Genomic DNA, 25,311 nt, shown 5'->3' on the forward strand with positions numbered 1-25,311 from the left:
CGCTCCCACATTACCGATCCTGAAGATTTGCGGAGTACGTCATGGCCATCGCCGTTCCCCTGAACGAGGGCAACAGCCCCACCTTGAAGCAGCGGCTCAAGCACGCCGAGCGGGTCAACCGCTGGAAGGCCCAGGCGCTGATCGCGCCGCTGGTGCTGTTTCTGTTGCTGGTGTTCCTGGTGCCGATCGTGGCGCTGCTCTACAAGAGCGTCGGCAACCCGGAAGTGGTCGGCGGCATGCCGCGCACCGTGGCGGCCATCGCCGGCTGGGACGGCCGCGGCCTGCCCGCCGAAGCGGTCTACAAGGCGGCCGGCGAAGACCTCGCCGAGGCCCGCAAGAATCAGACGCTGGGCGATCTGTCCAAGCGCTTGAACATGGAGTTGGCCGGCTACCGCAGCCTGCTGACCAAAACCGCCCGGGGCCTGCCGTTCGCCACCGAACCCGCCTCCTATAAAGAAGCGCTGGAAGGCCTCGACGAACGCTGGGGCGATCCGGCCTACTGGCAAGCGGTGAAGCGCAACACCAGCAGCCTCACCCCGTTCTACCTGCTGGCGGCGGTCGATCACCGCATCGACGACCTCGGCGAACTGGCCCCGGCCACCCCGGACCAGGCGATCTACCTGGACATCTTCGCCCGCACGTTCTGGATGGGGCTGGTCATCACCGGCATCTGCCTGGTGCTGGCCTATCCGCTGGCGTACCTGCTGGCGAACCTGCCGTCGCGCCAGAGCAACCTGCTGATGATCCTGGTGCTGCTGCCGTTCTGGACCTCGATCCTGGTGCGGGTCGCCGCGTGGATCGTGCTGCTGCAGTCGGGCGGCCTGATCAACAGCGCGCTGATGGCCATGGGCATCATCGACAAGCCGCTGGAACTGGTGTTCAACCGCACCGGGGTCTACATCTCGATGGTGCACATCCTGCTGCCGTTCATGATCCTGCCGATCTACAGCGTGATGAAGGGCATCTCGCCGACCTACATGCGCGCCGCGATCTCCCTCGGCTGCCATCCGTTCGCCAGCTTCTGGCGGGTGTACTTCCCGCAGACCTACGCCGGCGTCGGCGCCGGTTGCCTGCTGGTGTTCATCCTCGCCATCGGCTACTACATCACCCCGGCGCTGCTGGGCAGTCCGAACGATCAGATGGTCAGCTACTTCGTCGCGTTCTACACCAACACCAGCATCAACTGGGGCATGGCCACCGCGCTCGGCGGGCTCTTGCTCCTGGCCACCGTGGTGCTTTATCTGATCTACAGCTGGCTGGTGGGCGCAAGCCGCCTGCGCCTGGGCTAAGGGGAATACCGAGATGCTGAGTCCTTACATGTCGCCCGTCGAACGGGTGTGGTTCTACAGCCTGCGGATCCTCTGCGGCCTGATCCTGCTGTTCCTGATCCTGCCGGTGCTGGTGATCGTGCCGCTGTCGTTCAACTCGGGGAGTTTCCTGGTGTACCCGCTGCAGGGCTTCTCGCTGCAGTGGTACCACGATTTCTTCGCCTCGGCCGAATGGATGCGCTCGCTCAAAAACAGCATCATCGTCGCCCCGGCAGCGACCGTGCTGGCGATGGTGTTCGGCACCCTGGCGGCCATCGGCCTGACCCGCGGGGACTTCCCCGGCAAGTCGCTGGTGATGGCGCTGGTGATTTCGCCGATGGTGGTGCCGGTGGTGATCATCGGCGTGGCCAGCTACCTGTTTTTCGCGCCGCTGGGGCTGGGCAACAGCTTCTTCTCGCTGATCGTGGTGCATGCGGTGCTGGGGGTGCCGTTCGTGATCATCACCGTGTCCGCGACCCTGCAGGGCTTCAACCACAACCTGGTGCGCGCCGCCGCCAGCCTCGGCGCCTCGCCGCTGGTGACCTTCCGCCGGGTGACCTTGCCGTTGATTGCGCCGGGGGTGATCTCCGGGGCGCTGTTCGCCTTCGCGACGTCGTTCGACGAGGTGGTGGTGACCCTGTTCCTCGCCGGCCCCGAGCAGGCGACGCTGCCCCGGCAGATGTTCAGCGGCATCCGCGAAAACCTCAGCCCGACCATCGCCGCCGCCGCCACGCTGCTGATCGCCTTTTCGGTGATCCTGCTGCTGACCCTGGAATGGCTGCGCGGGCGCAGCGAGAAACTGCGTACCACCCAGGTCTGAGGCCGTCCCATCCACTGCGGGAGCCACTGTCTTGCGGCGCCTTCACCGGCGCCATCGCCAGCAGGCTGGCTCCCACAGGGATACTCGCTGGATACGGCATCCGCATTCAACGCAGCCAACATTGTGGGAGCCAGCCTGCTGGCGATGGCATCCGCGCGGCGGCCATTCATGCGCTGAATGGCAGACAACCCCGAATCCCCAGCTACGCTTGTGCTCAGCTCCCATACCTATAAGAGGCTGCGCACAATGAGTCTTTCCTCGTTCAAGATCGCTCACAAACTGATCACCGGCGCCGGGGCCATCGAGCAACTGGCGGCGGAACTGACGCGGCTGGATGTCGACAACCCGCTGATCGTCACCGACGCCGCGCTGGTCAAGTCCGGCACCGTGGAGCTGGCGCTGGCGCAGATGGGCGGGCGCGACTACGAGATCTTCGACCGGGTGCAGCCGGATCCGGAAACCGCCATCGTCGAGGACTGCATGCGCACCTACCGCGAGGGCGGGCACGACGGGCTGATCGGCCTGGGCGGCGGCAGCGCCATCGACATCGCCAAGAGCGTCGCGGCGTACGCCGGCTACCACGGGGCGCTGGAGGACCTGTTCGGCGTCGACCAGGTGCCGCGCAAGGGGCCGCCGCTGATCGCCATCCCGACCACCGCCGGCACCGGTTCGGAGGTCACCAACGTCGCGATCCTCTCGGACAAGGCCGCGCAGCTGAAAAAGGGCATCGTCAGCGACTACCTGTTGCCGGACGTGGCGCTGGTCAGCCCGCAGATGACCCTGACCTGCCCGCGCGGCGTCACCGCCGCCAGCGGCATCGATGCCCTGGTGCATGCCATCGAATCCTACCTGTCGGTCAATGCCTCGCCGATCACCGATTCCCTGGCCATCGGCGCGATCCGGCTGATCGCCAAGGCGTTGCCCAAGGCCTACGCCAACGGCGCCAACCTGCAGGCGCGGGAAGACATGGCCACCGCCAGCCTGATGGCCGGCATGGCGTTCGGCAATGCCGGGGTGGGCGCGGTGCATGCGCTGGCCTATCCGCTGGGCGGGCGCTTCAACGTCGCCCATGGCCTGAGCAATGCGTTGCTGCTGACCCATGTCATGACCTGGAACAAGATGGCCTGCGTCGAGCGGATGCAGGATATCGCCGAAGCCATGGGGGTGAAGACCGCCGGCCTGAGCCTCAACGAAGCGGCGGACAAGGCCGTGCAGGCCATGGCCGAGCTGTGCGCGGCGGTGGAGGTTCCGGCGGGGCTGCGCAGCGTCGGCGTCACGCAGGAGGCGATCCCGGCCATGGCCGTGGAGGCCGCCGGGATCGAGCGCCTGATGCGCAACAACCCGCGCCGGCTCAGCGCCGCCGACATCGAGAAGATCTACCGCGCAGCCTACTGAGGCGCGGCGGCCGTCCGTCATGGCACAACCCAATCATCGCGGTCACGGTGCGCGCGCCAAAGCATGAGGCTACAATGCGCGCCATCGTGATTTGGCTCAGAAAAGGTGCGTCATGCAGCCCTTCGTAATTGCTCCGTCGATTCTCTCCGCCGACTTCGCCCGCCTGGGCGAGGAAGTGGACAACGTCCTGGCCGCCGGCGCCGACTTCGTTCACTTCGATGTCATGGACAACCACTACGTGCCGAACCTGACCATCGGCCCGATGGTCTGCGCGGCGCTGCGCAAGTACGGCGTCACCGCACCGATCGACGCGCACCTGATGGTCAGCCCGGTGGACCGCATCGTCGGCGACTTCATCGAGGCCGGCGCCACCTACATCACCTTCCACCCGGAAGCCTCGCTGCACGTCGACCGTTCGCTGCAGCTGATCCGCGAAGGCGGCTGCAAGTCGGGCCTTGTGTTCAACCCGGCCACGCCGCTGGACGTGCTCAAGTACGTGATCGACAAGGTCGACATGGTGCTGCTGATGAGCGTCAACCCAGGCTTCGGCGGGCAGAAGTTCATTCCCGCCACCCTCGACAAGCTGCGCGAGGCGCGGGCGATCATCGACGCGTCGGGCCGCGACATCCGCCTGGAGATCGACGGCGGCGTCAACGTCAACAACATCCGTGAGATCGCCGCGGCCGGCGCCGACACCTTCGTGGCCGGCTCGGCGATCTTTAACGCGCCGGACTACAAGGAAGTCATCGACAAGATGCGTTCCGAACTGGCGTCGGCCCGTCCATGAGCGGTTTTGAGCAGCTGTTCCCGGGGCAACTGCCGCGGTTGGTGATGTTCGATCTGGATGGCACGCTGATCGATTCGGTTCCTGACCTGGCGGCCGCTGTGGACAACATGCTGCTCACCCTCGGCCGCGAGCCTGCTGGCCTTGAGGCGGTGCGCGAATGGGTCGGCAACGGCGCGCCGGTGCTGGTGCGCCGGGCGCTGGCCGGCGGTCTGGACCATTCGGCGGTGGACGACGCCGAGGCCGAGCGGGCGCTGGAGGTCTTCATGGAGGCCTACGGCGCCAGCCATGAGCTGACCGTGGTCTACCCCGGCGTGCGCGACACCCTCAAATGGCTGCACAAGCAGGGCGTGGCCATGGCCCTGATCACCAACAAGCCGGAGCGTTTCGTCGCGCCGTTGCTGGACCAGATGAAGATCGGCCGCTACTTCAAGTGGATCATCGGCGGCGACACCCTCCCGCAGAAGAAGCCGGACCCGGCGGCGCTGTTCTTCGTCATGAAGATGGCCGGCATCCCGGCCTCGCAGTCGCTGTTCGTCGGCGACTCGCGCAGCGATGTGCTGGCGGCGAAAGCGGCGGGGGTCAAGTGCGTCGGCCTCACCTACGGTTACAACCACGGGCGGCCGATCGCCGAGGAGTCCCCGGCGCTGGTGATCGACGATTTGCGCACGCTAATTCCCGGTTGCCTGGATCCGGCCGCTGGGATAACGTTGCCCGACGCTTCTCAATCCCCTTCTGGAAACGCCATCGTGGTGGTCACCCGCAAACTCTGGATGAAAGTCATCAAGGCCCTGGCCCGTTGGCGTTGGCGCGCCTGACGTGATCCTGGCCGGCCCTGCCGGCGCGTTTGCACACCTGACCGATTTGCACCTCACACCACGAGGCACCCCATGATCCGCGAAGAATTCCTGCGCCTGGCCGCTGCCGGCTATAACCGCATCCCGCTGGCCTGCGAAACCCTGGCCGACTTCGACACGCCGCTGTCGATCTACCTGAAACTGGCCGACCAGCCCAACTCCTACCTGCTCGAATCGGTGCAAGGCGGCGAGAAGTGGGGCCGCTACTCGATCATCGGCCTGCCGTGCCGCACCGTGCTGCGGGTCCATGACCACCACGTGAGCGTCACCGTCGACGGCGTCGAGACCGAAAGCCACGACGTCGAGGATCCGCTGGCGTTCGTCGAGGCCTTCAAGGCCCGCTACAACGTGCCGACCATCGCCGGCCTGCCGCGCTTCAACGGCGGCCTGGTGGGCTACTTCGGCTACGACTGCGTGCGCTACGTGGAAAAACGGCTGGGCAAATGCCCGAACCCGGATCCGCTGGGTGTGCCGGACATCCTGCTGATGGTCTCCGACGCCGTGGTGGTGTTCGACAACCTCGCCGGCAAGATGCACGCCATCGTCCTGGCCGATCCGTCCCGGGCCGACGCCTATGAGCAGGGCCAGGCGCAGCTGCAGGCCTTGCTGGAGAAACTCCGTCAGCCGATCACCCCGCGCCGGGGCCTGGATTTCGGCAAGCAACAGGCGGCCGAGCCGGTGTTCCGCTCCAGCTTCACTCAAAACGACTACGAAAAAGCCGTCGACACCATCAAGGAATACATCCTGGCCGGCGACTGTATGCAGGTCGTGCCGTCCCAGCGCATGTCGATCGACTTCAAGGCCGCGCCCATCGACCTGTACCGCGCGCTGCGCTGCTTCAACCCGACGCCGTACATGTACTTCTTCAACTTCGGCGACTTCCACGTGGTCGGCAGTTCGCCGGAAGTGCTGGTGCGGGTCGAGGACAACCTGATCACCGTGCGCCCGATCGCCGGCACCCGCCCGCGCGGGGCCACCGAAGAGGCGGATCTGGCGCTGGAAGAGGACCTGCTGTCGGACGACAAGGAAATCGCCGAGCACCTGATGCTGATCGACCTGGGCCGCAACGACACCGGGCGCGTCTCGGAAGTCGGCTCGGTGAAGCTCACCGAGAAGATGGTCATCGAGCGCTATTCCAACGTGATGCATATCGTCTCCAACGTCACCGGCCAACTGAAGGAAGGCCTGACCGCGATGGACGCGCTGCGGGCGATCCTGCCGGCCGGCACCTTGTCCGGCGCGCCGAAGATCCGCGCGATGGAAATCATCGACGAGCTGGAACCGGTCAAGCGCGGCGTGTACGGCGGCGCGGTGGGTTATTTCGCCTGGAACGGCAACATGGACACCGCCATCGCGATCCGCACGGCGGTGATCAAGGACGGTGAACTGCATGTGCAGGCCGGCGGCGGCATCGTGGCCGACTCGGTGCCGGCGCTGGAATGGGAAGAGACCATCAACAAGCGCCGGGCGATGTTCCGTGCCGTGGCGTTGGCCGAGCAGGCCCCGGACTGACATCGGGTCACCCTCGCCACAAAAAGAAAGCGGCGCCTGAAAAGGCGCCGCTTTTTTGTTGCCTGCCTGTCAGAAGTCCAGGCTCACCCCGACATTCACCCCTTGCTGGGTGAAGTCGTCGTCCTTGCGGATGTTGTAGCTGGCACGCAGGGCGACTTCCTTGCTGAGGTTGTGGCTCACGCCCAGGTTCAGGCGGTTGAGGTTGGTCTGCGGCTTGTAGCCTTCGAGGGTGAAGCGGTTGTTCGGCAGGCTGTTGAGGTTGATGGTCAGGTCCTGGGCATCGTCGTTGTATTCGCGCTCATGGGCGAATTCGCCGAACACCTGGGTCTGTGCAGTGACCTGGTACTTGCCCTGGATGCCGAGGCCCAACCGGCGGGAGATGCGCGACTGGTCGTCGAAGGTCAGCGCCGTGGCGTCCGCGCCTTTTTCCGAGTAGCCATCCACCTGCGCCTTGCCGAAGTCGGCGCTGACGAACGGCGACAGGTGCCACGGACTGCTCGCCTCGGGCGCGATGTCGTAGCCCACGCGGCCGCCGATGGCCAGCACGTAGCCGTCGGTGTCGCCTTTCTCCCCGCGCTCGTTGACCCCCAGCTGGAACTTGCGCTTGAGGCTGTCGTAGTCCAGCCGGCCGGCGGTCATCGCCAGGTCGCCCCACCAGCGGTTCTGCTGGTACTGGGCGAACACGGTGCCCATGTAGGAATTGAGCTTGTAGTCCGAGTCGTTGTCGCCGGCCTCGAGCTTCTGGTGATAGAGCCCGGCCGCGACGCCGACGCGCCAGGCGTCGTCGAGGCGGTAGCTGGCGCCGATGTTCAGGTTGTAGCCGTTGCCGTCGGCGCTTGCCCCGGCGCTCTGGTCGTCGAAGTCCTGATGCTGGCCGCCGGCGGCCACGATGGCCCGCCATTGGCCCACGCCCTGCCAGTTCTCCCAGTCGGCCAGCCATTGGTTGCGCAGCTCGTCCTGGTGGGCGCGCAGCGAGCCCTGGGCCATTTCCGGCAGCAGGGTCAGTTCCCACGGCGCGGCCAGCAGCGAGTAGGCGTAATCGGCGATCAGGCGTTGCCCGGCCTCGGTCGGGTGCACCGAGTCGTTGAAGATCAGTTTGGTCGGATCCGGCGTGGCGCTGTTGATGCCGTACCGGGCGTTCTCGGTGCAGCCGCTGCCGCTGAAGCAGGTGGCGACCAGGTTCTGGTCGGTGGCCAGGCCGAACTGGGCCGGGTTGGCGAACACTTCGCCCAGCAGCAGCGGAATGTTCAGCGGAATGATGTTGGCGTTGACGCCTTGCAGCTGGCTGACCAGTTCGTTGTTGAACTGGGCGCTGAGCTGCGACGTGAAGGCTTGCAGCGGCGAGCCGTTGATGGCCGGGGTCAGGCCGATGTCCGGCAGCAGCCAGACCATGATGTAGCGGGCGCCGGCGCCTTGCAGGGTCTGCACGCTGTCGACCAGTCGGTCGGCGGCGGCGCTGGCCTGGGCGAGGCTGGTGACACGGCCCTGGAGGAAGTCGTTGCCGCCCCCCGTCAGGTAGTACAGCGCGTTCGGATCGGCGCGAAAACCGTTGGACGGCAGGTAGCCGGTGCGGGTGCGTTCGCCGGAGGCGGACGAGCTGGTGATCGAGTCCAGGATCTGGTCGGTGCGGTAACCGCCGACGGCCCAGTTGTTGCCGTCCGGCAGGCCTTGGTTGGCGCGCACCGCCGAGTCGGCGGAGGCGGTCTGGTCCGGCGTGAAACCCAGCCGTCCGCCGAGCAGTTGGGTGGCGTTGAGCGAATAGAATTCGCCGCTGCCGTCCCGGTAGGCGGGACCTGTGCGGTTGGTGAAGCGCTTGCCCGAGCCGGCCGGGCCGCCGCTGTCGGTGAACGTCCCCGCGTCGCTGAGGCTGTCGCCGAAGACGACGAAATTCGAGTAAGGGTTTGGGGCGGCGACCGCCTGGGCGCAGGCCATCGCGAGCAAGCATCCGGCCAGCGGTACGAACAACGTCTGTTTGATCATGAGCAAGTCCGTTTATTTATTGTTGTAGTGAACGAAACGACAGTACCAAAAACATCCGGCGTTTTGCCATCTGTCGCGAACACTCCCCGGGTTTGACGCGCTTTGTCCGATTTGGCCGCCGGCCGGCCCCGCCATCATATTGCACGCTCTGCCCAGCTAAGTTACTGTGCCGGAACGTATGAACGAGACCTTCCCCGTGTTGATCGTCAGCAAACTCCTGGATCAAGTCATCAAGGCGCACGCCCGCTGGCGTTGGCGCGCCTGAATCTTCTCTGCCGGCCCCGCCGGATCTGTACTGCTTTGCCTTCCTTGCCTGTCTGAACCGCCGCTGTGCCGACGCGATCCGCGCGTCCGACATCGTGCAGCGCCCTGCGGGCAAACCGTTCGAAGGCTGTCTCCAAGCCAGAATTCAAGAGGTTCGAAACGCCATGTTGCTGATGATCGACAACTACGACTCCTTTACCTACAACGTTGTGCAATACCTCGGCGAACTGGGGGCCGAGGTCAAGGTCGTGCGCAACGACGAACTGACCGTCGCCCAGATCGAAGCGCTCAACCCGGAGCGCATCGTGGTGTCCCCGGGCCCCTGCACCCCGACCGAAGCCGGCGTCTCCATCGAGGCGATCAAGCACTTCGCCGGCAAGCTGCCGATCCTCGGCGTCTGCCTCGGGCACCAGTCCATCGGCCAAGCCTTCGGCGGTGACGTGGTGCGTGCCCGACAGGTGATGCACGGTAAGACTAGCCCGGTATTCCACGAGGACAAGGGCGTGTTCGCAGGCCTGAACCGGCCGTTGACCGTCACCCGCTATCATTCCTTGATCGTCAAGCGCGAGACCTTGCCCGACTGCCTGGAGCTGACCGCGTGGACGCAGCACGAGGACGGCTCGGTGGACGAGATCATGGGCCTGCGCCACAAGACCCTGAACATCGAAGGCGTACAGTTCCACCCGGAATCGATCCTGACCGAACAGGGCCATGAACTGTTCGCCAACTTCCTCAAACAGACCGGCGGCGTGCGCTAAGGACCTCTCATGAACATCAAGACAGCCCTGAGCCGCATCGTCGACCACCTCGACCTCAGCACCGATGAAATGCGCGATGTGATGCGCGAGATCATGACCGGCCAATGCACTGACGCGCAGATCGGCGCGTTCATGATGGCCATGCGCATGAAGAGCGAGAGCATCGACGAGATCGTCGGCGCGGTCTCGGTCATGCGCGAGCTGGCGGACAAGGTCGAACTCAAGACCCTCGACCGCGTGGTGGACGTGGTGGGCACCGGCGGCGACGGCGCCAACATCTTCAACGTCTCCACCGCCTCGTCGTTCGTCGTCGCGGCGGCCGGCTGCACCGTGGCCAAGCACGGCAACCGCGCGGTGTCGGGCAAGAGCGGCAGCGCCGACCTGCTGGAGGCCGCCGGCATCTACCTGAACCTGACCCCGACCCAAGTGGCCCGCTGCATCGACAACGTCGGCATCGGCTTCATGTTCGCCCAGACCCACCACAAAGCCATGAAACATGCCGCCGGCCCGCGCCGCGACCTCGGCCTGCGTACCCTGTTCAACATGCTCGGCCCGCTTACGAATCCGGCCGGTGTGAAGCATCAGGTGGTGGGCGTGTTCACGCCGGCCTTGTGCCGGCCGCTGGCCGAAGTCTTGCAGCGCCTGGGCAGCAAGCATGTGCTGGTGGTGCATTCGAAGGACGGCCTGGACGAGTTCAGCCTTGCGGCGCCGACCTTCGTCGCCGAGCTGAAGGATGGCCAGATCAGCGAATACTGGGTCGAGCCGGAAGACCTGGGCATGAAGAGCCAGAGCCTGCACGGCCTGTCGGTCGAAGGCCCGGAAGCGTCGCTGGCGCTGATCCGCGATGCGCTGGGCAAGCGCAAGACCGAGAGCGGCCAGAAAGCCGCTGAAATGATTGTGCTCAACGCCGGTGCGGCGCTGTACGCCGCCGACCTGGCCAGCAGCCTGAAAGAGGGCGTGGCGCTTGCGCACGACGCCCTGCACACCGGCCTCGCTCGGGAGAAGCTCGAGGAGCTGGGCGCCTTTACCGCGGTATTCAAAGTGGAGAATGAGGGATGAGTGTACCGACGGTTCTGGAAAACATTCTGGCCCGCAAGTTTCAGGAAGTCGCCGAGCGCAGCGCCCGTGTGAGCCTGAGCGAGCTGGAAAGCCTGGCCAGGACGGCCGATGCACCCCGTGGATTTGCCGGCGCGCTGCTGGCGCAGGCCAAGAAGAAACAGCCGGCGGTGATTGCCGAGATCAAGAAGGCTTCGCCGAGCAAGGGCGTGATCCGGGAGAACTTCGTGCCCGCCGACATCGCCAAGAGCTACGAGAAGGGCGGGGCGACCTGCCTGTCGGTGCTGACCGACATCGACTACTTCCAGGGCGCCGACGCCTACCTGCAGCAGGCCCGCGCGGCCTGTGCGCTGCCGGTGATCCGCAAGGACTTCATGATCGATCCGTACCAGATCGTCGAAGCCCGGGCCCTGGGCGCCGACTGCGTGCTGCTGATCGTCTCCGCCCTGGATGACGTGAAGATGAAGGAGCTGGCGTCGGTCGCCAAGGACGTCGGCCTCGACGTGCTGGTGGAAGTCCACGACGGCGATGAGCTGGAGCGCGCGCTGAAGAGCCTCGACACGCCGCTGGTGGGGATCAACAACCGCAACCTGCACACCTTCGACGTCAGCCTGGAAACCACCCTCGACCTGCTGCCGCGCATCCCGCGCGACCGCCTGGTGATCACTGAGAGCGGCATCCTCAACCGCGCCGACGTCGAACTGATGGAAATCAGCGACGTTTACGCGTTCCTGGTCGGCGAAGCGTTCATGCGTGCCGAAAGCCCGGGCACCGAGCTGCAGCGCCTGTTCTTCCCGGAACGCGGCGTTCCGGTGAGCGGTTCGACCCTCGACTGATTTTCCGTTCGTCCAGTCAAGCTTTTCGCGAGCAGGCTCGCTCCTACAGGTTTTGCGCTGTCCCTGTGGGAGCGGGCTTGCCCGCGAAGGCGGCATAAGATTCACCTCAGACCGCAAGTCCCATGGAAACCTTATGATCCCCACCTCCCTGACCATTGAATCCGGACTGCAAGCCGAACAGGACTTGCTGGCCTCCGTCTGCGCCGGCGATTCCGAATGCGGCCTGCTGTTCTGGCAGCCGAGCGACCGGGCGCTGGTCATGCCGCGCCGCCTCAACCGCCTGCCCGGTTTCGATCGGGCCTGCGAAGTGTCGGCCGCGGCCGGCTGGCCCGTGCTGCTGCGGGAAACCGGCGGCGAACCGGTGCCGCAGTCGGCCTCGACCGTCAACATCGCACTGGTGTACGCGCCGCCGCGCAGTGAGGGCGACCTGAACCGGATCGAGACCGGCTATCGGCGTTTGTGCGATCCGATATGCCAGCTGTTGGATGAGTTGGGTGGCATGTCTTCCCTGGGCGAGATCGACGGTGCGTTCTGCGACGGCCGGTTCAACGTCAACCTCGACGGACGCAAGATGGTCGGCACCGCCCAGCGCTGGCGCCAGAGTCAGGGCGGTCAGCGGCCGGTGGGGCTGGTGCACGGGGCGATGCTGATGGATGACGAACGTGAGTCGATGGTCGCGGCCGTCAACCGCTTCAACGAAGCCTGCGGGCTGGAGCAGCGGGTGCGTGCGCAAAGCCACATTGCGCTGCATGAGAAATTTCCGGATGCGCAGGCCTTGGCGCGGCTCGACGTGCTCTTGCGGGCAATGCTGGCGCAAATCTACGCTTGAGCCTGCGGGCTCAGCGTGTCCCGAAGACCACCATGGTCTTGCCTTTCACGTCCACCAGGTTGCGGTCCTCGAGATCCTTGAGCACCCGGCCGACCATCTCCCGCGAGCAGCCGACGATCCGCCCGATTTCCTGACGTGTCACTTTGATCTGCATACCGTCCGGGTGGGTCATCGCATCGGGCTGCTTGCACAGTTCCAGCAGGCAGCGGGCCACGCGGCCGGTCACGTCGAAGAACGCCAAGTCGCCGACCTTGCGTGTGGTGTTGCGCAGGCGTTGTGCGATTTGTCCGCTGAGCACGTAAAGAATGTCCGGATCCTGTTGCGACAGTTCGCGGAATTTCGCGTAGCTGATTTCCGCGACTTCGCATTCGACCTTGGCCCGCACCCAGGCGCTGCGCTCCTGTTCCTGGCCGGCCTGTTCGAACAGCCCCAGTTCGCCGAAGAAGTCCCCGGCGTTGAGGTAGGCGATGATCATCTCCCGGCCGTCGTCATCCTCGATCAGGATCGTCACCGAACCCTTGATGATGAAGTACAGCGTGTCGGAACGGTCGCCGGCGCAGATGATGTTGCTCTTGGCCGCATGGCGGCGGCGCTGGCAATGCATCAACAGCTTGTCGAGGTTCTTGATTTTGGGGGTGGGGGTAATACCAACCATGGTTGTATCCCGAAAAGACTGCACGGTTATGTTTGATTTTTTTATGAGGCGCCGAGAGCGGTCGTTGACAGGTCGACCGGGCGTCAGTGATTTGGCGCCAGCTTACCAGACACTTCCTTGAAGATTCGAGAATTTACCTACGTCATGGCCGTATCCGTCCTAGGAATGGCAGTCGCTGTCAAAGCGTAGCCCTGTGCTAAGCTGGCGGCCCTTTTTTCTACAGTGGAGTCTTGGCGATGAAGGCACGCATCCAATGGGCTGGCGAAGCCATGTTCCTCGGCGAATCCGGCAGCGGCCATGTCGTGGTCATGGACGGTCCGCCGGAGGCCGGTGGCCGCAACCTGGGTGTCCGCCCGATGGAGATGCTCTTGCTGGGCGTCGGCGGCTGCAGCAATTTCGACGTGGTCAGCATCCTGAAGAAGGCCCGCCAGGCCGTCGAGAGCTGCGAAGCGTTCCTGGACGCCGAACGCGCGACCGAAGACCCGAAGGTCTTCACCAAGATCCACATGCATTTCGTGGTCAAGGGCCGCGGCCTGAAGGAAGCCCAGGTCAAGCGCGCCATCGAGCTGTCCGCCGAGAAGTACTGCTCGGCCTCGATCATGCTGGGCGCGGCCGGTGTGGCCATCACCCACGACTACGAGATCGTCGAGCTCGGCTGAGCCGACATTCAACTATCATAAAAGCAGTGCAGACTCTGGCGATCCCCCGCCGACGTCTGCATAATGCGCCACTTTTTTCAGGGCTGTGACCGGTCTGCCGACGGGTCATCCGCCTGAACAGATAACCAAAATCGCCATCGCGAAGAGGTGTTAACCGTCCTACGCAGGTGCGTCGTTCGCACTTGACGGGCATGCTTGATCACGCGGCCGTGCCGCATACATAGAGAGTTTTCAACGGTGAAAAGCAAACTCAAGCTCCACGGGTTCAATAACCTGACAAAGACCTTGAGCTTCAACATCTATGACATCTGCTACGCGGAAACCCCGCAAGACCAGCAGGCCTACGTCGAGTACATCAACAAAGAGTACAACGCGAAGCGCCTGACGCAGATCCTCACGGAAGTTGTCGATATCATTGGTGCCAACATCCTGAACATCGCCAGTCAGGACTACGAGCCACAAGGCGCCAGCGTCACGATCCTGATCTCCGAAGAGCCGGTGACCCCGACCGAGAGTCAGATCGAAGAGTCTCCGGGCCCGCTGCCCGAGATCATCCTCGCCCACCTCGACAAGAGCCACATCACGGTGCACACCTATCCGGAAATCCATCCGGACGACGGTATCGCGACGTTCCGTGTGGACATCGACGTGTCGACCTGCGGCGTGATTTCACCGCTCAAAGCGCTCAACTTCCTGATTCACCAGTTCGATTCGGACATCGTGACCGTGGATTACCGTGTGCGCGGCTTCACCCGTGACGTCGAAGGCAACAAGCACTTTATCGACCACGAGATCAACTCGATCCAGAACTATCTCTCCGAAGACACCCGCGACGCGTACCAGATGACCGACGTGAACGTGTACCAGGAAAACCTGTTCCACACCAAAATGCTGCTGAAGAACTTCGAACTGGACAACTACCTGTTCGGCGACGCCACCAGCAACCTGTCGGCCGAGCAGCGTGCCCAGGTGACCGAGCGTGTGAAACACGAAATGCTGGAGATCTTCTACGCCCGCAACATGCCGAGCTGAGATCCCCGAGCACAAAAAAAGGCGACTGCCCCGGGGGCAGTCGCCTTTTTTATTGTGTGGGAGCGTTCAGATCCGGTAGGTGCTCTTGGTCATCACCTTCGCCAGCAGGCTCATCCCGAACTTCACCGGCGCCGGGAAGCGGAACCCGCCGGCCTGCAGCGCGCTTTCGGCATGGTGTTCCTCATCGACGCGCATCTGCTCCAGGATCGCCCGGGACTTTTCGTCCTCGGCAGGCAGTTGCTCCAGGTGCTCGTTCAAGTGCTTGCACACCTGATGTTCGGTCGCCGCGACGAATCCGAGGCTGACCTTGTCGCTGATCAGTCCGGCCACGGCGCCGATGCCGAACGACATGCCGTAGAACAAGGGGTTGAGCACGCTGGTGTGGCTGCCCAGCTGATGGATACGTTGCTCGCACCACACCAGGTGGTCGATCTCTTCTTCGGCGGCATGCTCCATCGCTTCGCGCACCTGCGGCAGCTTGGCGGTGAGCGCCTGGCCCTGGTACAGCGCCTGGGCGCAGACCTCGCCGGTGTGGTTGATGCGCATCAGGCCGGCGACATGGCGGGTGTCTTCGTCGCTCATCTGCGCATCGGGCTGCACGATGGCCGGCGACGGGCGATGCGGCTGGCCGCTGAACGGCAGCAAGGTGCGCATGGCGGCATCGGCTTGCAGCAGAAGACGGTCAATGGGCGAGTAGTGACGTTGGGTAGTCATGCTGACCTCCGGGGGGAATCTCGGCGGCCAGTTTAACCGAATCGGCCCGAGAAGGATTGCGCTGGGTCATCGTGACTCAGAGGGGATGGAGACTTCGGCGGGAGCGGGCAAGCCCCCTCCCGCGGAAAGACTCAGCCCGGCGGCCAGTTCATCTGACGCTGACCGAGCACATGCATATGAATGTGGTAGACGGTCTGTCCGCCCTTTTCATTGCAGTTCATCACCACCCGGAAGCCTTCCTCGCAACCCAGCTCCAGCGCCAGGCGCTGGGCGGTGAACAGGATGTGCCCGGCCAGTGCCTTGTCGTCTTCAGTCAGGTCGTTGAGGGTGCGCACCGGCTTTTTCGGGATCACCAGAAAATGCACGGGCGCCTGCGGGGCGATGTCGTGGAAGGCCAGGACCTGGTCGTCCTCGTAGATGATCTTCGCCGGGATCTCCCGGTTGATGATCTTGGTGAACAGAGTATCCACAGCTGTTTTCTCCGTTGTGTGGGGCGGGTCGAGTGTACCCATGCGGGTTCACCGCGCCCAGCCGATTGCCTGCCGGCCTTTCAGCGCGGGCAGTAAGCCTTGTTGACCATGCCGGTGACGGTGCGGTTGAGCCAGCGCGAGCCCAGGCGCGGCAGGAAGGCGAACCAGCGGTTCATCCGGCCGGGGATGATGATCGCGCGGTTTTTCTCCAGGGCGCGCACGGTGTACAGCGCGACCTCTTCCGGGCTCATCAGCAGTCGGCTGTCGTTGAGCTTTCCGTCGTTCAGTTGGGCGGTGCGGAAGAACGCCGTACGGGTCGGCCCCGGGCAGAGCACCGAGACCTTCACCGCGCACTTCTTCAGCTCGACCCGCAGTGCTTCGGAGAAGTGCAGCACATACGCCTTGCTGGCGTAGTAGGTGCTCATCCACGGGCCGGGGTTGAACGCCGCGACCGAGGCGACGTTGAGGATCTGCCCGCCGCCCTGCAGCGCCATGCTGTTACCGATGGCGTGGCAGAGGCGGGTGAGGGCGAGGATGTTCACCTCGATCAGGTCCTGCTCGGTCATCCAGTCCTGGGCCAGGAACGGCCCGCAGGTGCCGATGCCGGCGCAGTTCACCAGCAGATCGATCTGCCGGTCGCCTTCTTCCAGTTCCAGCAGGAAGCCGGACAGGCGCAAGGGTTCGCCCAGATCGCAGGCGCGGAACAGCACCTCGACGCCGAAGCGCTGGGTCAGTTCGATCGCAATGCTTTCCAGCTGATCACGCTGTCGGGCCACCAGGATCAGGCTGCGGCCGCGGCGGGCAAGGGCTTCGGCCATGGCCAGGCCGATGCCGCTGGAGGCGCCGGTGATCAGAGCGTAACGGGTCATGCAGTTCTCCATCGCAACAGCTCCGGCCGGCGACGCAGGTGTCGCGGGCCGGAGCGCTGTTCATTCTTTGCCAGAGTCTACAGGGGGCGGGGCCGCTTCGGCTGCTTCGTCCTCGGAAATCGTTGCCGGTTCGGCCACGGAGTCGATCTCGTCGGTGGTCACCGAGCCGCTTTCGTAGCTGCTTTCCAGGCTGGTTTCGTACTCCTCCTGGATCGCCGAAATACCGCCGACCATCGCGCCCGCGAAGATGAGCCCGACGAACACGATCCACAGCGAGCACAGCACCTTGACCGCCGTGGTGTTGGGCGGTGGCGGCGGGCCATAGCGGTTGGCGCCGTCGTTGCCCGGCATGACCATCATCACCAGCGGAAAAATGCTGCCCACGAACGGCACGAGGTTCAGCAGCCAGAGCCAGCCGGACCAGCCGATGTCATGCAGGCGCTGCACGCTGAACAGGATGCTGACGAGGCTGAAGGCCAGGAACAGAAAGAACGCGACGATGCCGCCGATGATCAGCCCGGTGGTGGAGTCCGTGCTGACCAGGCCCAGCCCGATGAACGCAAAGATGCCGATGATCGGCAGGGTCACCAGGCTCAACACCATCGTCCAGGCCAGGAAACGCAGGCGGCCGATCCGGCCTTCGACACTGAACGGCTTGAGGGTGGCGAACTCGGGGAGGTGGTCGCCGACGTCGGCCCGGGGCGGGGCGTAGGGCGAATCCGGTTCCGCCTGAGCGGGCGCCTGTTCGTGCACGTCCGCCAGGTTCAGTTCGACCGTGGTTTCGGGCTCGATTCGGGCTTCGATGCCGGTCTTGCCCAGTGCCTGCAGGTAAACCTGCGCATCGCTGTGGGACAGGTCGCGCTTGAGTGCGACGGTGCGCCCGTTGAACAGCCGCTCGATGGCGGCGACATCGCTCTTGAAAAGATCCGCCAGGTTGAGCTTGGCGGTGGTGATGTCGACTCCGGGCTGCAGAGCGCCGTCGAACACGATCTTGTAACGGGTTTCGCTCATGGCCGGGCATCCTTGTCGCGAGATGGATTGAAGTGGGGTGTCGCAGTCGGTGAGTGTAAGGCCGGCCGCGGATCGGCTGGCCTTTTTCTCAGCGTGGCCAGCGGTTCGGCAACTGCGCCGCGTGCGCCAGTGCCTGGCGATACTCGCTGTCCAGGCGGGCCACCAGTTGCTCCACGCTCGGCAGATCCTTGATTCCGCCTACGCCCTGGCCCGCCGACCAGACGGTTTTCCAGGCCTTGGCCTCATCGCTGAGGGGCTTGAGCTTTTCGCCGAAGTTCACGTCGCCCTTGCCCTGCAGGGCCGCCATGTCGAAGCCGGCGGCCTCCAGGCTCTGGCGCATGAAGCTGGCCGGTACGCCCGACACGGCAGGAGTATGGATGATGTCCGCCGCTTTGGCAGTCAGCAGCATGTCCTTGTATGCGTCAGGCGCATGACTTTCGGTGGTGCCGATAAATCGGGTGCCGAAGTAGGCCAAATCCGCGCCTAGCACTTGGGCAGCAAGAATCTCATGCCCGTGGTTCAGGCATCCTGCGAGCAGCAGGGTTTTGTCGAAGAACTGACGGATCTCCGCGATCAGCGAGAACGGGCTCCAGGTGCCGGCATGGCCGCCGGCGCCCGCCGCTACGGCGATCAGACCGTCGACACCGGCCTCGGCGGCTTTCTCCGCGTGGCGGCGGGTGGTCACATCGTGGAACACCAGGCCGCCGTAGCTGTGGACGGCATCGACCACTTCCTTGACCGCGCCCAGACTTGTGATGACGATCGGCACCTGGTGTTCGACGCAGATGTTCAGATCCGCCTGCAGCCTCGGGTTGGTGGGGTGGACGATCAGGTTCACCGCATACGGCGCCGGGTTTTCCATGAGCGCCAGGCCCGCCTCGATCTGTTCCAACCAGGCCTTGAAGCCGCTGCTTTCGCGCTGGTTCAGCGCGGGGAAGCTGCCGACCACGCCATTGCGGCAACAGGCTAGCACCAGATCCGGGTTGGAAATCAGGAACATCGGCGCGGCCACGACGGGCAGGCGCAAGCGTTGGTCGAGCAAAGCGGGCAGCGACATGGGACATCCCCCGATGAGTTGTGCTTATGAAGGTTAAAACGGCCGAACCACGACCAGAATTACAATAACAAGCAGTATCAGAACTGGCACTTCATTGAACCAGCGATAAAAGACATGGCTGCGGGTGTTTTCGCCACGGGCGAAGCGTTTGACGTACGCGCCGCACACATGGTGATAGCCGATCAGAAGGGCGACCAGCGTGAGCTTGGCGTGCATCCACCCGCCTTGGGTGAAATAGGCGCTCGGGTTGAGGCTGATCAGCCAGCCGCCGAAGATCAGCACGGCGATCATCGAAGGCCCCATGATGCCGCGGTACAGCTTGCGCTCCATGACGCTGAACCGTTCCTTGCTGACGGCGTCCTCGCTTTGCGCGTGATAGACGAACAGCCGCGGCAGGTAAAACAGCCCGGCAAACCAGCAGACCACGCTGACGATATGAAACGCTTTGAGCCACAGATAGAGCATTGGATTGATTCCCAGGTTCACGGTAGCCGGATAGTAGAGGCTCGGGCGGCCGCACGTCACCTTGACGGTTGTCGCAGGGGCGCGCGGCCCCTATCATCGACGGCTTTCCAGTGGGTTCGTTGAGGGCAGGTTCATGGTCAAGGTCGGTATCGTCGGCGGCACGGGTTACACGGGTGTCGAACTGTTGCGTCTGCTGGCGCAGCATCCGCAGGCAGAGGTGGTGGTCATCACTTCCCGATCCGAGGCCGGCATGGCCGTCGCCGACATGTACCCGAACCTGCGCGGCCATTACGACGGTCTGGCGTTCAGCGTTCCGGACATCAAGACCCTGGGCGCCTGCGATGTGGTGTTCTTCGCCACGCCCCACGGTGTCGCCCACGCCTTGGCGGGTGAACTGCTGGCCGCCGGCACCAAGGTCATCGACCTGTCGGCGGACTTCCGCCTGCAGGACGCCGACGAGTGGGCCAAGTGGTACGGCCAGCCGCACGGCGCGCCGGAACTGTTGGACGAGGCAGTCTACGGTCTGCCGGAAGTCAATCGTGAGCAGATCCGCAAGGCGCGCCTGATCGCGGTGCCGGGTTGCTACCCGACCGCCACGCAGCTGGGGTTCCTGCCTTTGCTCGAGGCCGGCCTTGCCGATGCCTCGCACCTGATCGCCGACTGCAAGTCGGGCATCAGCGGTGCCGGTCGTGGTGCCTCTGTAGGATCGCTGTACTCCGAGACGTCGGAAAGCTTCAAGGCTTATGCGGTGAAAGGTCACCGTCACTTGCCGGAAATCCGCCAGGGGCTGCGCCGTGCGGCGGGCAAGGACGTCGGCCTGACGTTCGTTCCGCACCTGACGCCGATGATCCGTGGCATTCACTCGACGCTGTACGCAACCGTGACCGACCGTTCGGTGGATCTCCAGGCGCTGTTCGAGAAGCGTTACGCCAATGAACCGTTCGTCGACGTCATGCCGGCCGGCAGCCACCCGGAGACCCGCAGCGTGCGCGGCGCCAACGTGTGCCGGATCGCCGTGCACCGTCCGCAGGACGGCGACCTGGTAGTGGTGCTGTCGGTCATCGACAACCTGGTCAAGGGCGCGTCGGGCCAGGCGGTGCAGAACCTCAACATTCTGTTCGGCCTGGATGAGCGCATGGGTCTGTCCCATGCCGGCATGCTGCCGTAACACGTCCTTGCGAACAGCGAAAAGGCCCGGAACACGGGCCTTTTCGCATTCGGGCCAGTGAAAGGCTTTATTGATATACCGTAACAATAGTTGACCGATTTTCTAGGACAAGCGGATAATGCGCGTCATCACGCAATATGACGGCTTAGCGCCGGGAGATAGTCAGCATGAGCGTCGAATCCTTCACCCCCACGGCTTTGCAATTCACCCAGGGTGCCGCGCACAAGGTGAAGAGCCTGGTCGATGAAGAGGGGAATGATCGCTTGAAGCTGCGCGTATTCGTTACGGGCGGCGGTTGTTCAGGTTTTCAGTACGGCTTCACCTTCGATGAGGATGTGGCCGAAGACGACACCATCGTCGAGCGCGAAGGGGTCAGCCTGGTGGTCGACCCGATGAGCTTCCAGTACCTGGCCGGTGCCGAGGTGGATTACCAGGAAGGTCTTGAGGGCTCGCGGTTCGTGATCAAGAATCCGAACGCCACCACCACCTGCGGATGCGGCTCTTCGTTCTCGATCTGAATTTTTCTTGCGCAAACAGCAAAACGCCGCAGTTCCTCACGGAGCTGCGGCGTTCTGCTGTTTGCGGTTCGGTCAGTTGGGGTAGATCGCGCCAAGCACGCGTAAGCCTCGGGCGCCGGTGACGCTCGGGCGATTGGCCGTGATGCCTTCGAGACAGCAATGCGCCAGCCAGGCAAACGCCATGGCCTCCACCCAGTCGGGGTCGACCCCGTGGGTCGCTGTGCTGGCAACGGTGGTGTCCGGCAGCTGCTCGGCCAGGCGCTTCATCAGTGTGGCGTTATGGGCGCCGCCGCCGCAGACCAGAAGCTCCCGCGTCTCGGTTTGAGCCGCCTGCAGGGACTGGACGATGGTATGCGCCGTCAGTTCCAGCAGCGTCGCCTGGACATCCTCTGGCGCAACCTGCGGCAGGCGTGACAGGTGTCGCTCCAGCCAAGGCAGGTTGAATACCTCGCGCCCCGTGCTTTTCGGGCCCTGAGTGGCGAAGAACGGGTCGCTCAGCAACGCTTCCAGCAGGGTCGGATCTATGCTGCCGCTGGCCGCCCACTCGCCGTTGCGGTCATAGTTTTCGCCGCGCTGCCGGTGGATCCAGGCGTCCATCAGCACATTCCCAGGGCCGCAGTCGAAACCGGCTACAGGTGCGTTCGGCTCAATCAGGCTCAGATTGCTGAAACCGCCGACATTCAGAACGGCGCGATTGCCGTTACGCTCCTCAAACAACGCTTCATGGAAGGCCGGAACCAAAGGCGCGCCTTGGCCGCCGGCGGCCACATCGCGGCTGCGGAAGTCGCTGACCACCGTGATGCCGGTCAGCTCGGTCAGCAGGGCGGGATTGCCGATCTGCACCGTAAAGCCACGCGCCGGTTCATGGCGGATGGTCTGGCCGTGGCTGCCGATTGCGCGGATGTCGTCGGCGCTGAGCCGCTGCTGTTCGAGAAGGGTGTGAATGCCTTGCGCTGCGAGCGTCACCCAGTGCTGCTGGGCAATGGCCGAGCGGGCGATCTCATCGGGGCCGCTGGCGCACAAGCCAAGCAGCTCGGCGCGCAGGGATTCAGGCATGGGGAGGTAGTGCGTGGCGATCAGGCGGATCGCCGAGGTCTGTTCGATCAGGGCGATGTCCAGACCGTCGAGGCTGGTTCCGGACATCACGCCGATGTAAAGGGCCATGGCTTAACGCTTGCTCGAGGCCAGCAAGGTGGCCTTCTCTTGATCCATGCGCGCCATCAGCGGCTGGCTCTGCGCGAGGAAGCGGGCGCGTTCGGACTTGGCGATCGGGTCGGCCATCGGCAGCTTCTGGCCCAGCGGGTCGACGTGAACGCCGTTGACCTGGAACTCGTAGTGCAGGTGCGGGCCGGTGGACAGGCCGGTCGTGCCGATGTAGCCGATCACTTGGCCTTGCTTGACGGTTCCGCCGGTCTTCACGCCTTTGGCGAAGCCCTGCATGTGGCCGTACAGCGTGCGGTAGGTGTTGCCGTGCTGGATGATCACGGTGTTGCCGTAGCCGCCGCGGCGACCGGCCAGCAGCACCTTGCCGTCGCCGGCTGCCTTGATCGGCGTGCCGCGGGGGGCCGCGTAGTCGACGCCTTTGTGGGCGCGGATCTTGTTGAGGATCGGATGCTTGCGGCCCATGGAGAATTTCGAGCTGATGCGGGCGAAGTCGACCGGCGTGCGGATGAACGCCTTGCGCATGCTGTTGCCGTCAGCGGTGTAGTAGCTGCTGTTGCCTTGCTTGTTGGTGTAGCGCACGGCGGTGTAGGTCTTGCCGCGGTTGGTGAAGCGTGCCGAAAGGATGGGGCCGTTGCCCACGGCTTTGCCGTTGACCACTTTCTGCTCGTAGATCACGTCGAATTCGTCGCCCTGACGGATGTCCTGGGCAAAGTCGACGTCGTAGCCGAATACGCTGGCCATGTCCATGGTCAGGCTGTGGGACAGACCGGCGCGGGCGGCGGACTGCGACAGGGAGCTGTTGATCACGCCGTGGACGTAAGCGGTGCGGACGGTCGGCTTGGCGGTGACACGGTTGAACGCGAAACCTTTGTCGTTGCGGGTCAGGGTGATGGTTTCAACATCGCTGACCTTGCTGTGCAGGTTGACCAGCTGGCCTTCGGGGTTCAGTTCGAATTCAAGCTTCTGGCCATGCTTGAGCTGGCTGAATTGCTTGGCTTGCTTGTCGCTGGCCAGCACTTCGTGCACGGCGGCGGCCGGAAGGCCGACCTTTTCGAAGAGGGTGGAAAGCGTATCGCCTTTGGCGACGACCACTTCCCTGTGGCCCGGGGCTTTCTTTGCTTCGGCCGGCGCGGCAGGGGCGGCGGGCGCCTGGGCGGTTTCCGGAGCCGTTTCGTCGCTGTTTTCAATCTGTGCGAAAGGGGAAGTGACGGGCTCGCTTGTGGCTTGGACGGCGTCGGCGGCGTCTTGATCCTGTGTCAGTTGTTCAGCAGGACTTTCCAGTTCAAGGCTCAAGGTTGTCTTTTTGGCTTCAACATCGCTGGAAGGGAATACCAGCAGGGCCAGGCTGAGGAGAGCGGCGATTCCACTTGCGGCCAGCAGGTGGGTTTTCGGGTAAAGCGGCGGCGCTTTAGACGATTCTGTGGTCATAAAGGACTTTTGACTTTGAAAAAGATGAATTGGAAAAGATGAATGACATGATGAAGATGAAATAACTGTATAAAATATAACCAAATCATCTCTGAAGCAAGTCTGCGGGCGACGTGCCTGCGGATTGGCGTCCGCGTGCCGGGCAAACCTTGTATTTGGTGCGCGATCTTGTATGGTTGGTTCCCTTTGAATCTGAGCCTTGCGGGTCTGTTATGAAGTCGGTTGAAGAGCAGCTAGCGCTGATTAAACGTGGTGCGGAAGAACTGTTGGTCGAGTCCGAGCTGATCGAAAAGCTCAAGCGTGGCCAGCCGCTGCGTATTAAGGCCGGCTTCGATCCGACTGCGCCGGATCTGCACTTGGGGCACACCGTGCTTATTAATAAGCTGCGCCAGTTCCAGGAGCTGGGGCATCAGGTGATCTTTCTGATCGGCGACTTCACCGGCATGATCGGCGATCCGAGCGGCAAGAGCGCGACCCGTCCGCCGCTGACCCGTGAGCAAGTGCTGGAGAACGCCGAGACCTACAAGAGTCAGGTGTTCAAGATTCTGGATCCGGCGAAGACCGAAGTCGCCTTCAACTCCACCTGGATGGATCAGATGGGGCCGGCGGACTTCATTCGCCTGACTTCGCAGTACACGGTTGCCCGCATGCTCGAGCGCGACGACTTCGACAAGCGCTATACCACCAATCAGCCGATCGCCATTCATGAGTTCCTCTATCCGCTCGTTCAGGGCTACGACTCGGTCGCATTGCGTGCCGATGTCGAACTGGGCGGTACCGACCAGAAATTCAACTTGTTGATGGGGCGTGAGCTGCAGCGTGGCTACGGTCAGGAGGCTCAGTGCATTCTGACCATGCCGTTGCTCGAGGGGCTGGACGGCGTCAAGAAGATGTCCAAGTCGCTGGGCAACTACGTCGGTATCCAGGAGGCTCCAGGTGTCATGTACGGCAAGCTGGTTTCCATTCCCGATACGTTGATGTGGCGTTATTTCGAACTGCTCAGCTTCCGCTCGATGGACGAGATCGATGCCTTGCGTGCGGATGTCGAGGCGGGTGCCAATCCGCGTGACATCAAGATCAAGCTGGCAGAAGAGATTGTCGCTCGCTTCCATGGTGAAGAGGCCGCGGCCAATGCGCATCGTGCCGCAGGCAACCGCATGAAGGATGGCGAGCTGCCGGAGGATTTGCCGGAGATCCAGCTGACCGCTGCTGAGGACATGCCGATCGCGGCGGTGCTTAATAAGGCAGGCTTGGTGAAGAACTCGGCAGTTGCGCGCGACTTGCTGGGTTCTGGCGGTGTGCGTGTCGATGGTGAGGTGGTCGATCGTTCCTTCATGTATGTGCTGGGTGCGACCCATGTCTGCCAGGCTGGCAAGAAGGCGTTTGCGCGTATCACGCTGAAATCTGAATAAGATTGAAACAAAGGGTTGACGGCGAGTTTTAGTTCTCTATAATTCGCCCCACTTCCGGCGCAGTCGAAACGGAAAACTCCTTGAAATTCAACGAGTTACGAAGTTTTCGGCAGTGGGCCGCTTCAGTTCAGCGAAGCCCGGAGGGAGTCGAAGAGGGTGGTGCTGTTTGGCTCTTTCGGCGTTTCGATCCTCCCGGTCGAAAGCGGAGAAAAGAGGTGTTGACAGCAGCGTGCAACGCTGTAGAATTCGCCTCCCGCTGACGAGAGATCGAAAGCGCAAGTGGTTGAAGTT

25 protein-coding genes are annotated in these 25,311 nt (G+C 63.6%); 15 read left to right on the top strand and 10 right to left on the bottom strand.

From position 1 onward, the window contains the following. Nucleotides 1-41: 41 nt before the first annotated feature. The 6 genes from CAG29_RS03450 to trpE all read left to right on the top strand — a co-directional run bounded on the left by CAG29_RS03450 (nt 42) and on the right by trpE (nt 6,675). Nucleotides 42-1,289, top strand: a complete 1,248-nt coding sequence (locus CAG29_RS03450) for an ABC transporter permease (RefSeq protein ID WP_085586246.1) — start codon at nt 42-44, stop codon at nt 1,287-1,289. 13 nt (nt 1,290-1,302) lie between these two features. Further along, on the top strand, nt 1,303-2,127 hold the full coding sequence (locus CAG29_RS03455) for an ABC transporter permease (protein ID WP_085586244.1): 825 nt from the start codon (nt 1,303-1,305) through the stop codon (nt 2,125-2,127). 246 nt (nt 2,128-2,373) lie between these two features. Continuing rightward, nucleotides 2,374-3,522 carry an iron-containing alcohol dehydrogenase gene (locus CAG29_RS03460; protein WP_085586242.1) on the top strand — a complete coding sequence of 383 codons (1,149 nt, stop codon included), beginning with the start codon at nt 2,374-2,376 and terminating at the stop codon, nt 3,520-3,522. A gap of 112 nt (nt 3,523-3,634) precedes the next feature. Next, nucleotides 3,635-4,309: a ribulose-phosphate 3-epimerase gene (gene rpe, locus CAG29_RS03465; RefSeq protein ID WP_085586240.1), complete on the top strand. Its 675-nt coding sequence runs from the start codon at nt 3,635-3,637 to the stop codon at nt 4,307-4,309. Continuing rightward, on the top strand, nt 4,306-5,124 hold the full coding sequence (locus CAG29_RS03470; RefSeq protein ID WP_085629932.1) for a phosphoglycolate phosphatase: 819 nt from the start codon (nt 4,306-4,308) through the stop codon (nt 5,122-5,124). Before rpe ends, CAG29_RS03470 begins: the two co-directional genes overlap by 4 nt. Nucleotides 5,125-5,196: 72 nt before the next feature. Next, nucleotides 5,197-6,675 carry an anthranilate synthase component I gene (gene trpE / locus CAG29_RS03475; protein WP_085629930.1) on the top strand — a complete coding sequence of 493 codons (1,479 nt, stop codon included), beginning with the start codon at nt 5,197-5,199 and terminating at the stop codon, nt 6,673-6,675. Between the two features lie 69 nt (nt 6,676-6,744). Here trpE and estP read toward each other — a convergent pair whose 3' ends face one another. Further along, on the bottom strand, nt 6,745-8,655 hold the full coding sequence (gene estP / locus CAG29_RS03480) for an esterase EstP (protein ID WP_085629928.1): 1,911 nt from the start codon (nt 8,653-8,655) through the stop codon (nt 6,745-6,747). Nucleotides 8,656-9,083: 428 nt separating this feature from the next. Here estP and CAG29_RS03485 point away from each other — a divergent pair, with 428 nt between their 5' ends. The 4 genes from CAG29_RS03485 to CAG29_RS03500 all read left to right on the top strand — a co-directional run bounded on the left by CAG29_RS03485 (nt 9,084) and on the right by CAG29_RS03500 (nt 12,398). Beyond that, on the top strand, nt 9,084-9,677 hold the full coding sequence (locus CAG29_RS03485) for an aminodeoxychorismate/anthranilate synthase component II (protein ID WP_085586231.1): 594 nt from the start codon (nt 9,084-9,086) through the stop codon (nt 9,675-9,677). A 9-nt stretch (nt 9,678-9,686) separates the two neighbouring features. Beyond that, nucleotides 9,687-10,736, top strand: a complete 1,050-nt coding sequence (gene trpD / locus CAG29_RS03490; RefSeq protein ID WP_085586230.1) for an anthranilate phosphoribosyltransferase — start codon at nt 9,687-9,689, stop codon at nt 10,734-10,736. Next, nucleotides 10,733-11,569, top strand: a complete 837-nt coding sequence (trpC, locus tag CAG29_RS03495; protein ID WP_085629926.1) for an indole-3-glycerol phosphate synthase TrpC — start codon at nt 10,733-10,735, stop codon at nt 11,567-11,569. The genes trpD and trpC overlap by 4 nt, the downstream gene beginning before the upstream one ends. A 133-nt stretch (nt 11,570-11,702) precedes the next feature. Further along, nucleotides 11,703-12,398, top strand: a complete 696-nt coding sequence (locus CAG29_RS03500; protein ID WP_085586226.1) for a lipoate--protein ligase family protein — start codon at nt 11,703-11,705, stop codon at nt 12,396-12,398. Nucleotides 12,399-12,408: 10 nt separating this feature from the next. Here the strand turns inward: CAG29_RS03500 and crp are convergent, their stop codons facing one another. After that, nucleotides 12,409-13,053, bottom strand: coding sequence for a cAMP-activated global transcriptional regulator CRP (gene crp, locus CAG29_RS03505; RefSeq protein WP_085586224.1), 645 nt, complete (start codon nt 13,051-13,053; stop codon nt 12,409-12,411). Between the two features lie 236 nt (nt 13,054-13,289). Between crp and CAG29_RS03510 the strand changes: the two genes are divergently transcribed. Together CAG29_RS03510 and speD are read left to right on the top strand one after the other, a co-directional pair. Further along, a complete protein-coding gene (locus tag CAG29_RS03510) occupies nt 13,290-13,712 on the top strand; it encodes an OsmC family protein (protein WP_085586222.1) in 423 nt (140 codons plus the stop codon). Between the two features lie 237 nt (nt 13,713-13,949). Further along, the gene (gene speD / locus CAG29_RS03515) at nt 13,950-14,744 is read left to right on the top strand and encodes an adenosylmethionine decarboxylase (protein WP_085586220.1); all 795 of its coding nucleotides are present in this window, start codon (nt 13,950-13,952) and stop codon (nt 14,742-14,744) included. A 66-nt stretch (nt 14,745-14,810) separates the two neighbouring features. On the opposite strand, the gene coq7 is transcribed toward speD, so the two are convergent. From coq7 to hemJ, 6 genes are all read right to left on the bottom strand, one after another. Further along, nucleotides 14,811-15,458 (bottom strand): 2-polyprenyl-3-methyl-6-methoxy-1,4-benzoquinone monooxygenase, encoded by a 648-nt coding sequence (coq7, locus tag CAG29_RS03520; RefSeq protein WP_085586218.1) that lies wholly within the window; start codon nt 15,456-15,458, stop codon nt 14,811-14,813. A gap of 131 nt (nt 15,459-15,589) precedes the next feature. Next, nucleotides 15,590-15,928, bottom strand: a complete 339-nt coding sequence (locus tag CAG29_RS03525) for a histidine triad nucleotide-binding protein (protein WP_003228789.1) — start codon at nt 15,926-15,928, stop codon at nt 15,590-15,592. Between the two features lie 80 nt (nt 15,929-16,008). Further along, the gene (locus CAG29_RS03530; RefSeq protein ID WP_085586350.1) at nt 16,009-16,797 is read right to left on the bottom strand and encodes an SDR family oxidoreductase; all 789 of its coding nucleotides are present in this window, start codon (nt 16,795-16,797) and stop codon (nt 16,009-16,011) included. A gap of 60 nt (nt 16,798-16,857) precedes the next feature. After that, the gene (locus CAG29_RS03535) at nt 16,858-17,808 is read right to left on the bottom strand and encodes a DUF805 domain-containing protein (RefSeq protein WP_085586216.1); all 951 of its coding nucleotides are present in this window, start codon (nt 17,806-17,808) and stop codon (nt 16,858-16,860) included. An 88-nt stretch (nt 17,809-17,896) separates the two neighbouring features. Continuing rightward, a complete protein-coding gene (locus CAG29_RS03540; RefSeq protein ID WP_085629920.1) occupies nt 17,897-18,865 on the bottom strand; it encodes a nitronate monooxygenase family protein in 969 nt (322 codons plus the stop codon). A 33-nt stretch (nt 18,866-18,898) separates the two neighbouring features. Further along, a complete protein-coding gene (gene hemJ, locus CAG29_RS03545; protein WP_085586212.1) occupies nt 18,899-19,330 on the bottom strand; it encodes a protoporphyrinogen oxidase HemJ in 432 nt (143 codons plus the stop codon). A gap of 133 nt (nt 19,331-19,463) precedes the next feature. Here hemJ and argC point away from each other — a divergent pair, with 133 nt between their 5' ends. After that, on the top strand, nt 19,464-20,498 hold the full coding sequence (argC, locus tag CAG29_RS03550; RefSeq protein WP_085586210.1) for an N-acetyl-gamma-glutamyl-phosphate reductase: 1,035 nt from the start codon (nt 19,464-19,466) through the stop codon (nt 20,496-20,498). A 167-nt stretch (nt 20,499-20,665) separates the two neighbouring features. Continuing rightward, complete coding sequence (gene erpA, locus CAG29_RS03555) at nt 20,666-21,016, top strand: iron-sulfur cluster insertion protein ErpA (protein ID WP_003228776.1); 351 nt, start codon at nt 20,666-20,668, stop codon at nt 21,014-21,016. Nucleotides 21,017-21,088: 72 nt separating this feature from the next. Here erpA and CAG29_RS03560 read toward each other — a convergent pair whose 3' ends face one another. Both CAG29_RS03560 and CAG29_RS03565 read right to left on the bottom strand, forming a co-directional pair. After that, nucleotides 21,089-22,180 carry an anhydro-N-acetylmuramic acid kinase gene (locus tag CAG29_RS03560; protein ID WP_085693866.1) on the bottom strand — a complete coding sequence of 364 codons (1,092 nt, stop codon included), beginning with the start codon at nt 22,178-22,180 and terminating at the stop codon, nt 21,089-21,091. A gap of 3 nt (nt 22,181-22,183) precedes the next feature. After that, nucleotides 22,184-23,608, bottom strand: coding sequence for a peptidoglycan DD-metalloendopeptidase family protein (locus CAG29_RS03565; RefSeq protein WP_085586206.1), 1,425 nt, complete (start codon nt 23,606-23,608; stop codon nt 22,184-22,186). A gap of 212 nt (nt 23,609-23,820) precedes the next feature. Between CAG29_RS03565 and tyrS the strand changes: the two genes are divergently transcribed. Next, complete coding sequence (gene tyrS / locus CAG29_RS03570) at nt 23,821-25,020, top strand: tyrosine--tRNA ligase (RefSeq protein WP_085586204.1); 1,200 nt, start codon at nt 23,821-23,823, stop codon at nt 25,018-25,020. Nucleotides 25,021-25,311: the final 291 nt, after the last annotated feature.

Source organism: Pseudomonas sp. B7(2017), from assembly GCF_002112745.1.
Taxonomy (GTDB): Bacteria; Pseudomonadota; Gammaproteobacteria; order Pseudomonadales; family Pseudomonadaceae; genus Aquipseudomonas; species Aquipseudomonas ekonensis.

What these genes read in the sequence shown, in the direction of transcription:
- trpC (WP_085629926.1), top strand. Translation starts at nt 10,733, where the DNA reads ATGAGTGTACCGACGGTTCTGGAAAACATTCTGGCCCGCAAGTTTCAG.
- CAG29_RS03560 (WP_085693866.1), bottom strand. Translation starts at nt 22,180, where the DNA reads ATGGCCCTTTACATCGGCGTGATGTCCGGAACCAGCCTCGACGGTCTG.
- CAG29_RS03460 (WP_085586242.1), top strand. Translation starts at nt 2,374, where the DNA reads ATGAGTCTTTCCTCGTTCAAGATCGCTCACAAACTGATCACCGGCGCC.
- CAG29_RS03455 (WP_085586244.1), top strand. Translation starts at nt 1,303, where the DNA reads ATGCTGAGTCCTTACATGTCGCCCGTCGAACGGGTGTGGTTCTACAGC.
- argC (WP_085586210.1), top strand. Translation starts at nt 19,464, where the DNA reads ATGGTCAAGGTCGGTATCGTCGGCGGCACGGGTTACACGGGTGTCGAA.
- CAG29_RS03530 (WP_085586350.1), bottom strand. Translation starts at nt 16,797, where the DNA reads ATGACCCGTTACGCTCTGATCACCGGCGCCTCCAGCGGCATCGGCCTG.
- CAG29_RS03540 (WP_085629920.1), bottom strand. Translation starts at nt 18,865, where the DNA reads ATGTCGCTGCCCGCTTTGCTCGACCAACGCTTGCGCCTGCCCGTCGTG.
- erpA (WP_003228776.1), top strand. Translation starts at nt 20,666, where the DNA reads ATGAGCGTCGAATCCTTCACCCCCACGGCTTTGCAATTCACCCAGGGT.
- hemJ (WP_085586212.1), bottom strand. Translation starts at nt 19,330, where the DNA reads ATGCTCTATCTGTGGCTCAAAGCGTTTCATATCGTCAGCGTGGTCTGC.
- CAG29_RS03450 (WP_085586246.1), top strand. Translation starts at nt 42, where the DNA reads ATGGCCATCGCCGTTCCCCTGAACGAGGGCAACAGCCCCACCTTGAAG.
- rpe (WP_085586240.1), top strand. Translation starts at nt 3,635, where the DNA reads ATGCAGCCCTTCGTAATTGCTCCGTCGATTCTCTCCGCCGACTTCGCC.
- crp (WP_085586224.1), bottom strand. Translation starts at nt 13,053, where the DNA reads ATGGTTGGTATTACCCCCACCCCCAAAATCAAGAACCTCGACAAGCTG.
- CAG29_RS03565 (WP_085586206.1), bottom strand. Translation starts at nt 23,608, where the DNA reads ATGACCACAGAATCGTCTAAAGCGCCGCCGCTTTACCCGAAAACCCAC.
- CAG29_RS03535 (WP_085586216.1), bottom strand. Translation starts at nt 17,808, where the DNA reads ATGAGCGAAACCCGTTACAAGATCGTGTTCGACGGCGCTCTGCAGCCC.
- tyrS (WP_085586204.1), top strand. Translation starts at nt 23,821, where the DNA reads ATGAAGTCGGTTGAAGAGCAGCTAGCGCTGATTAAACGTGGTGCGGAA.
- trpD (WP_085586230.1), top strand. Translation starts at nt 9,687, where the DNA reads ATGAACATCAAGACAGCCCTGAGCCGCATCGTCGACCACCTCGACCTC.
- coq7 (WP_085586218.1), bottom strand. Translation starts at nt 15,458, where the DNA reads ATGACTACCCAACGTCACTACTCGCCCATTGACCGTCTTCTGCTGCAA.
- CAG29_RS03470 (WP_085629932.1), top strand. Translation starts at nt 4,306, where the DNA reads ATGAGCGGTTTTGAGCAGCTGTTCCCGGGGCAACTGCCGCGGTTGGTG.
- estP (WP_085629928.1), bottom strand. Translation starts at nt 8,655, where the DNA reads ATGATCAAACAGACGTTGTTCGTACCGCTGGCCGGATGCTTGCTCGCG.
- CAG29_RS03485 (WP_085586231.1), top strand. Translation starts at nt 9,084, where the DNA reads ATGTTGCTGATGATCGACAACTACGACTCCTTTACCTACAACGTTGTG.
- CAG29_RS03510 (WP_085586222.1), top strand. Translation starts at nt 13,290, where the DNA reads ATGAAGGCACGCATCCAATGGGCTGGCGAAGCCATGTTCCTCGGCGAA.
- CAG29_RS03500 (WP_085586226.1), top strand. Translation starts at nt 11,703, where the DNA reads ATGATCCCCACCTCCCTGACCATTGAATCCGGACTGCAAGCCGAACAG.
- trpE (WP_085629930.1), top strand. Translation starts at nt 5,197, where the DNA reads ATGATCCGCGAAGAATTCCTGCGCCTGGCCGCTGCCGGCTATAACCGC.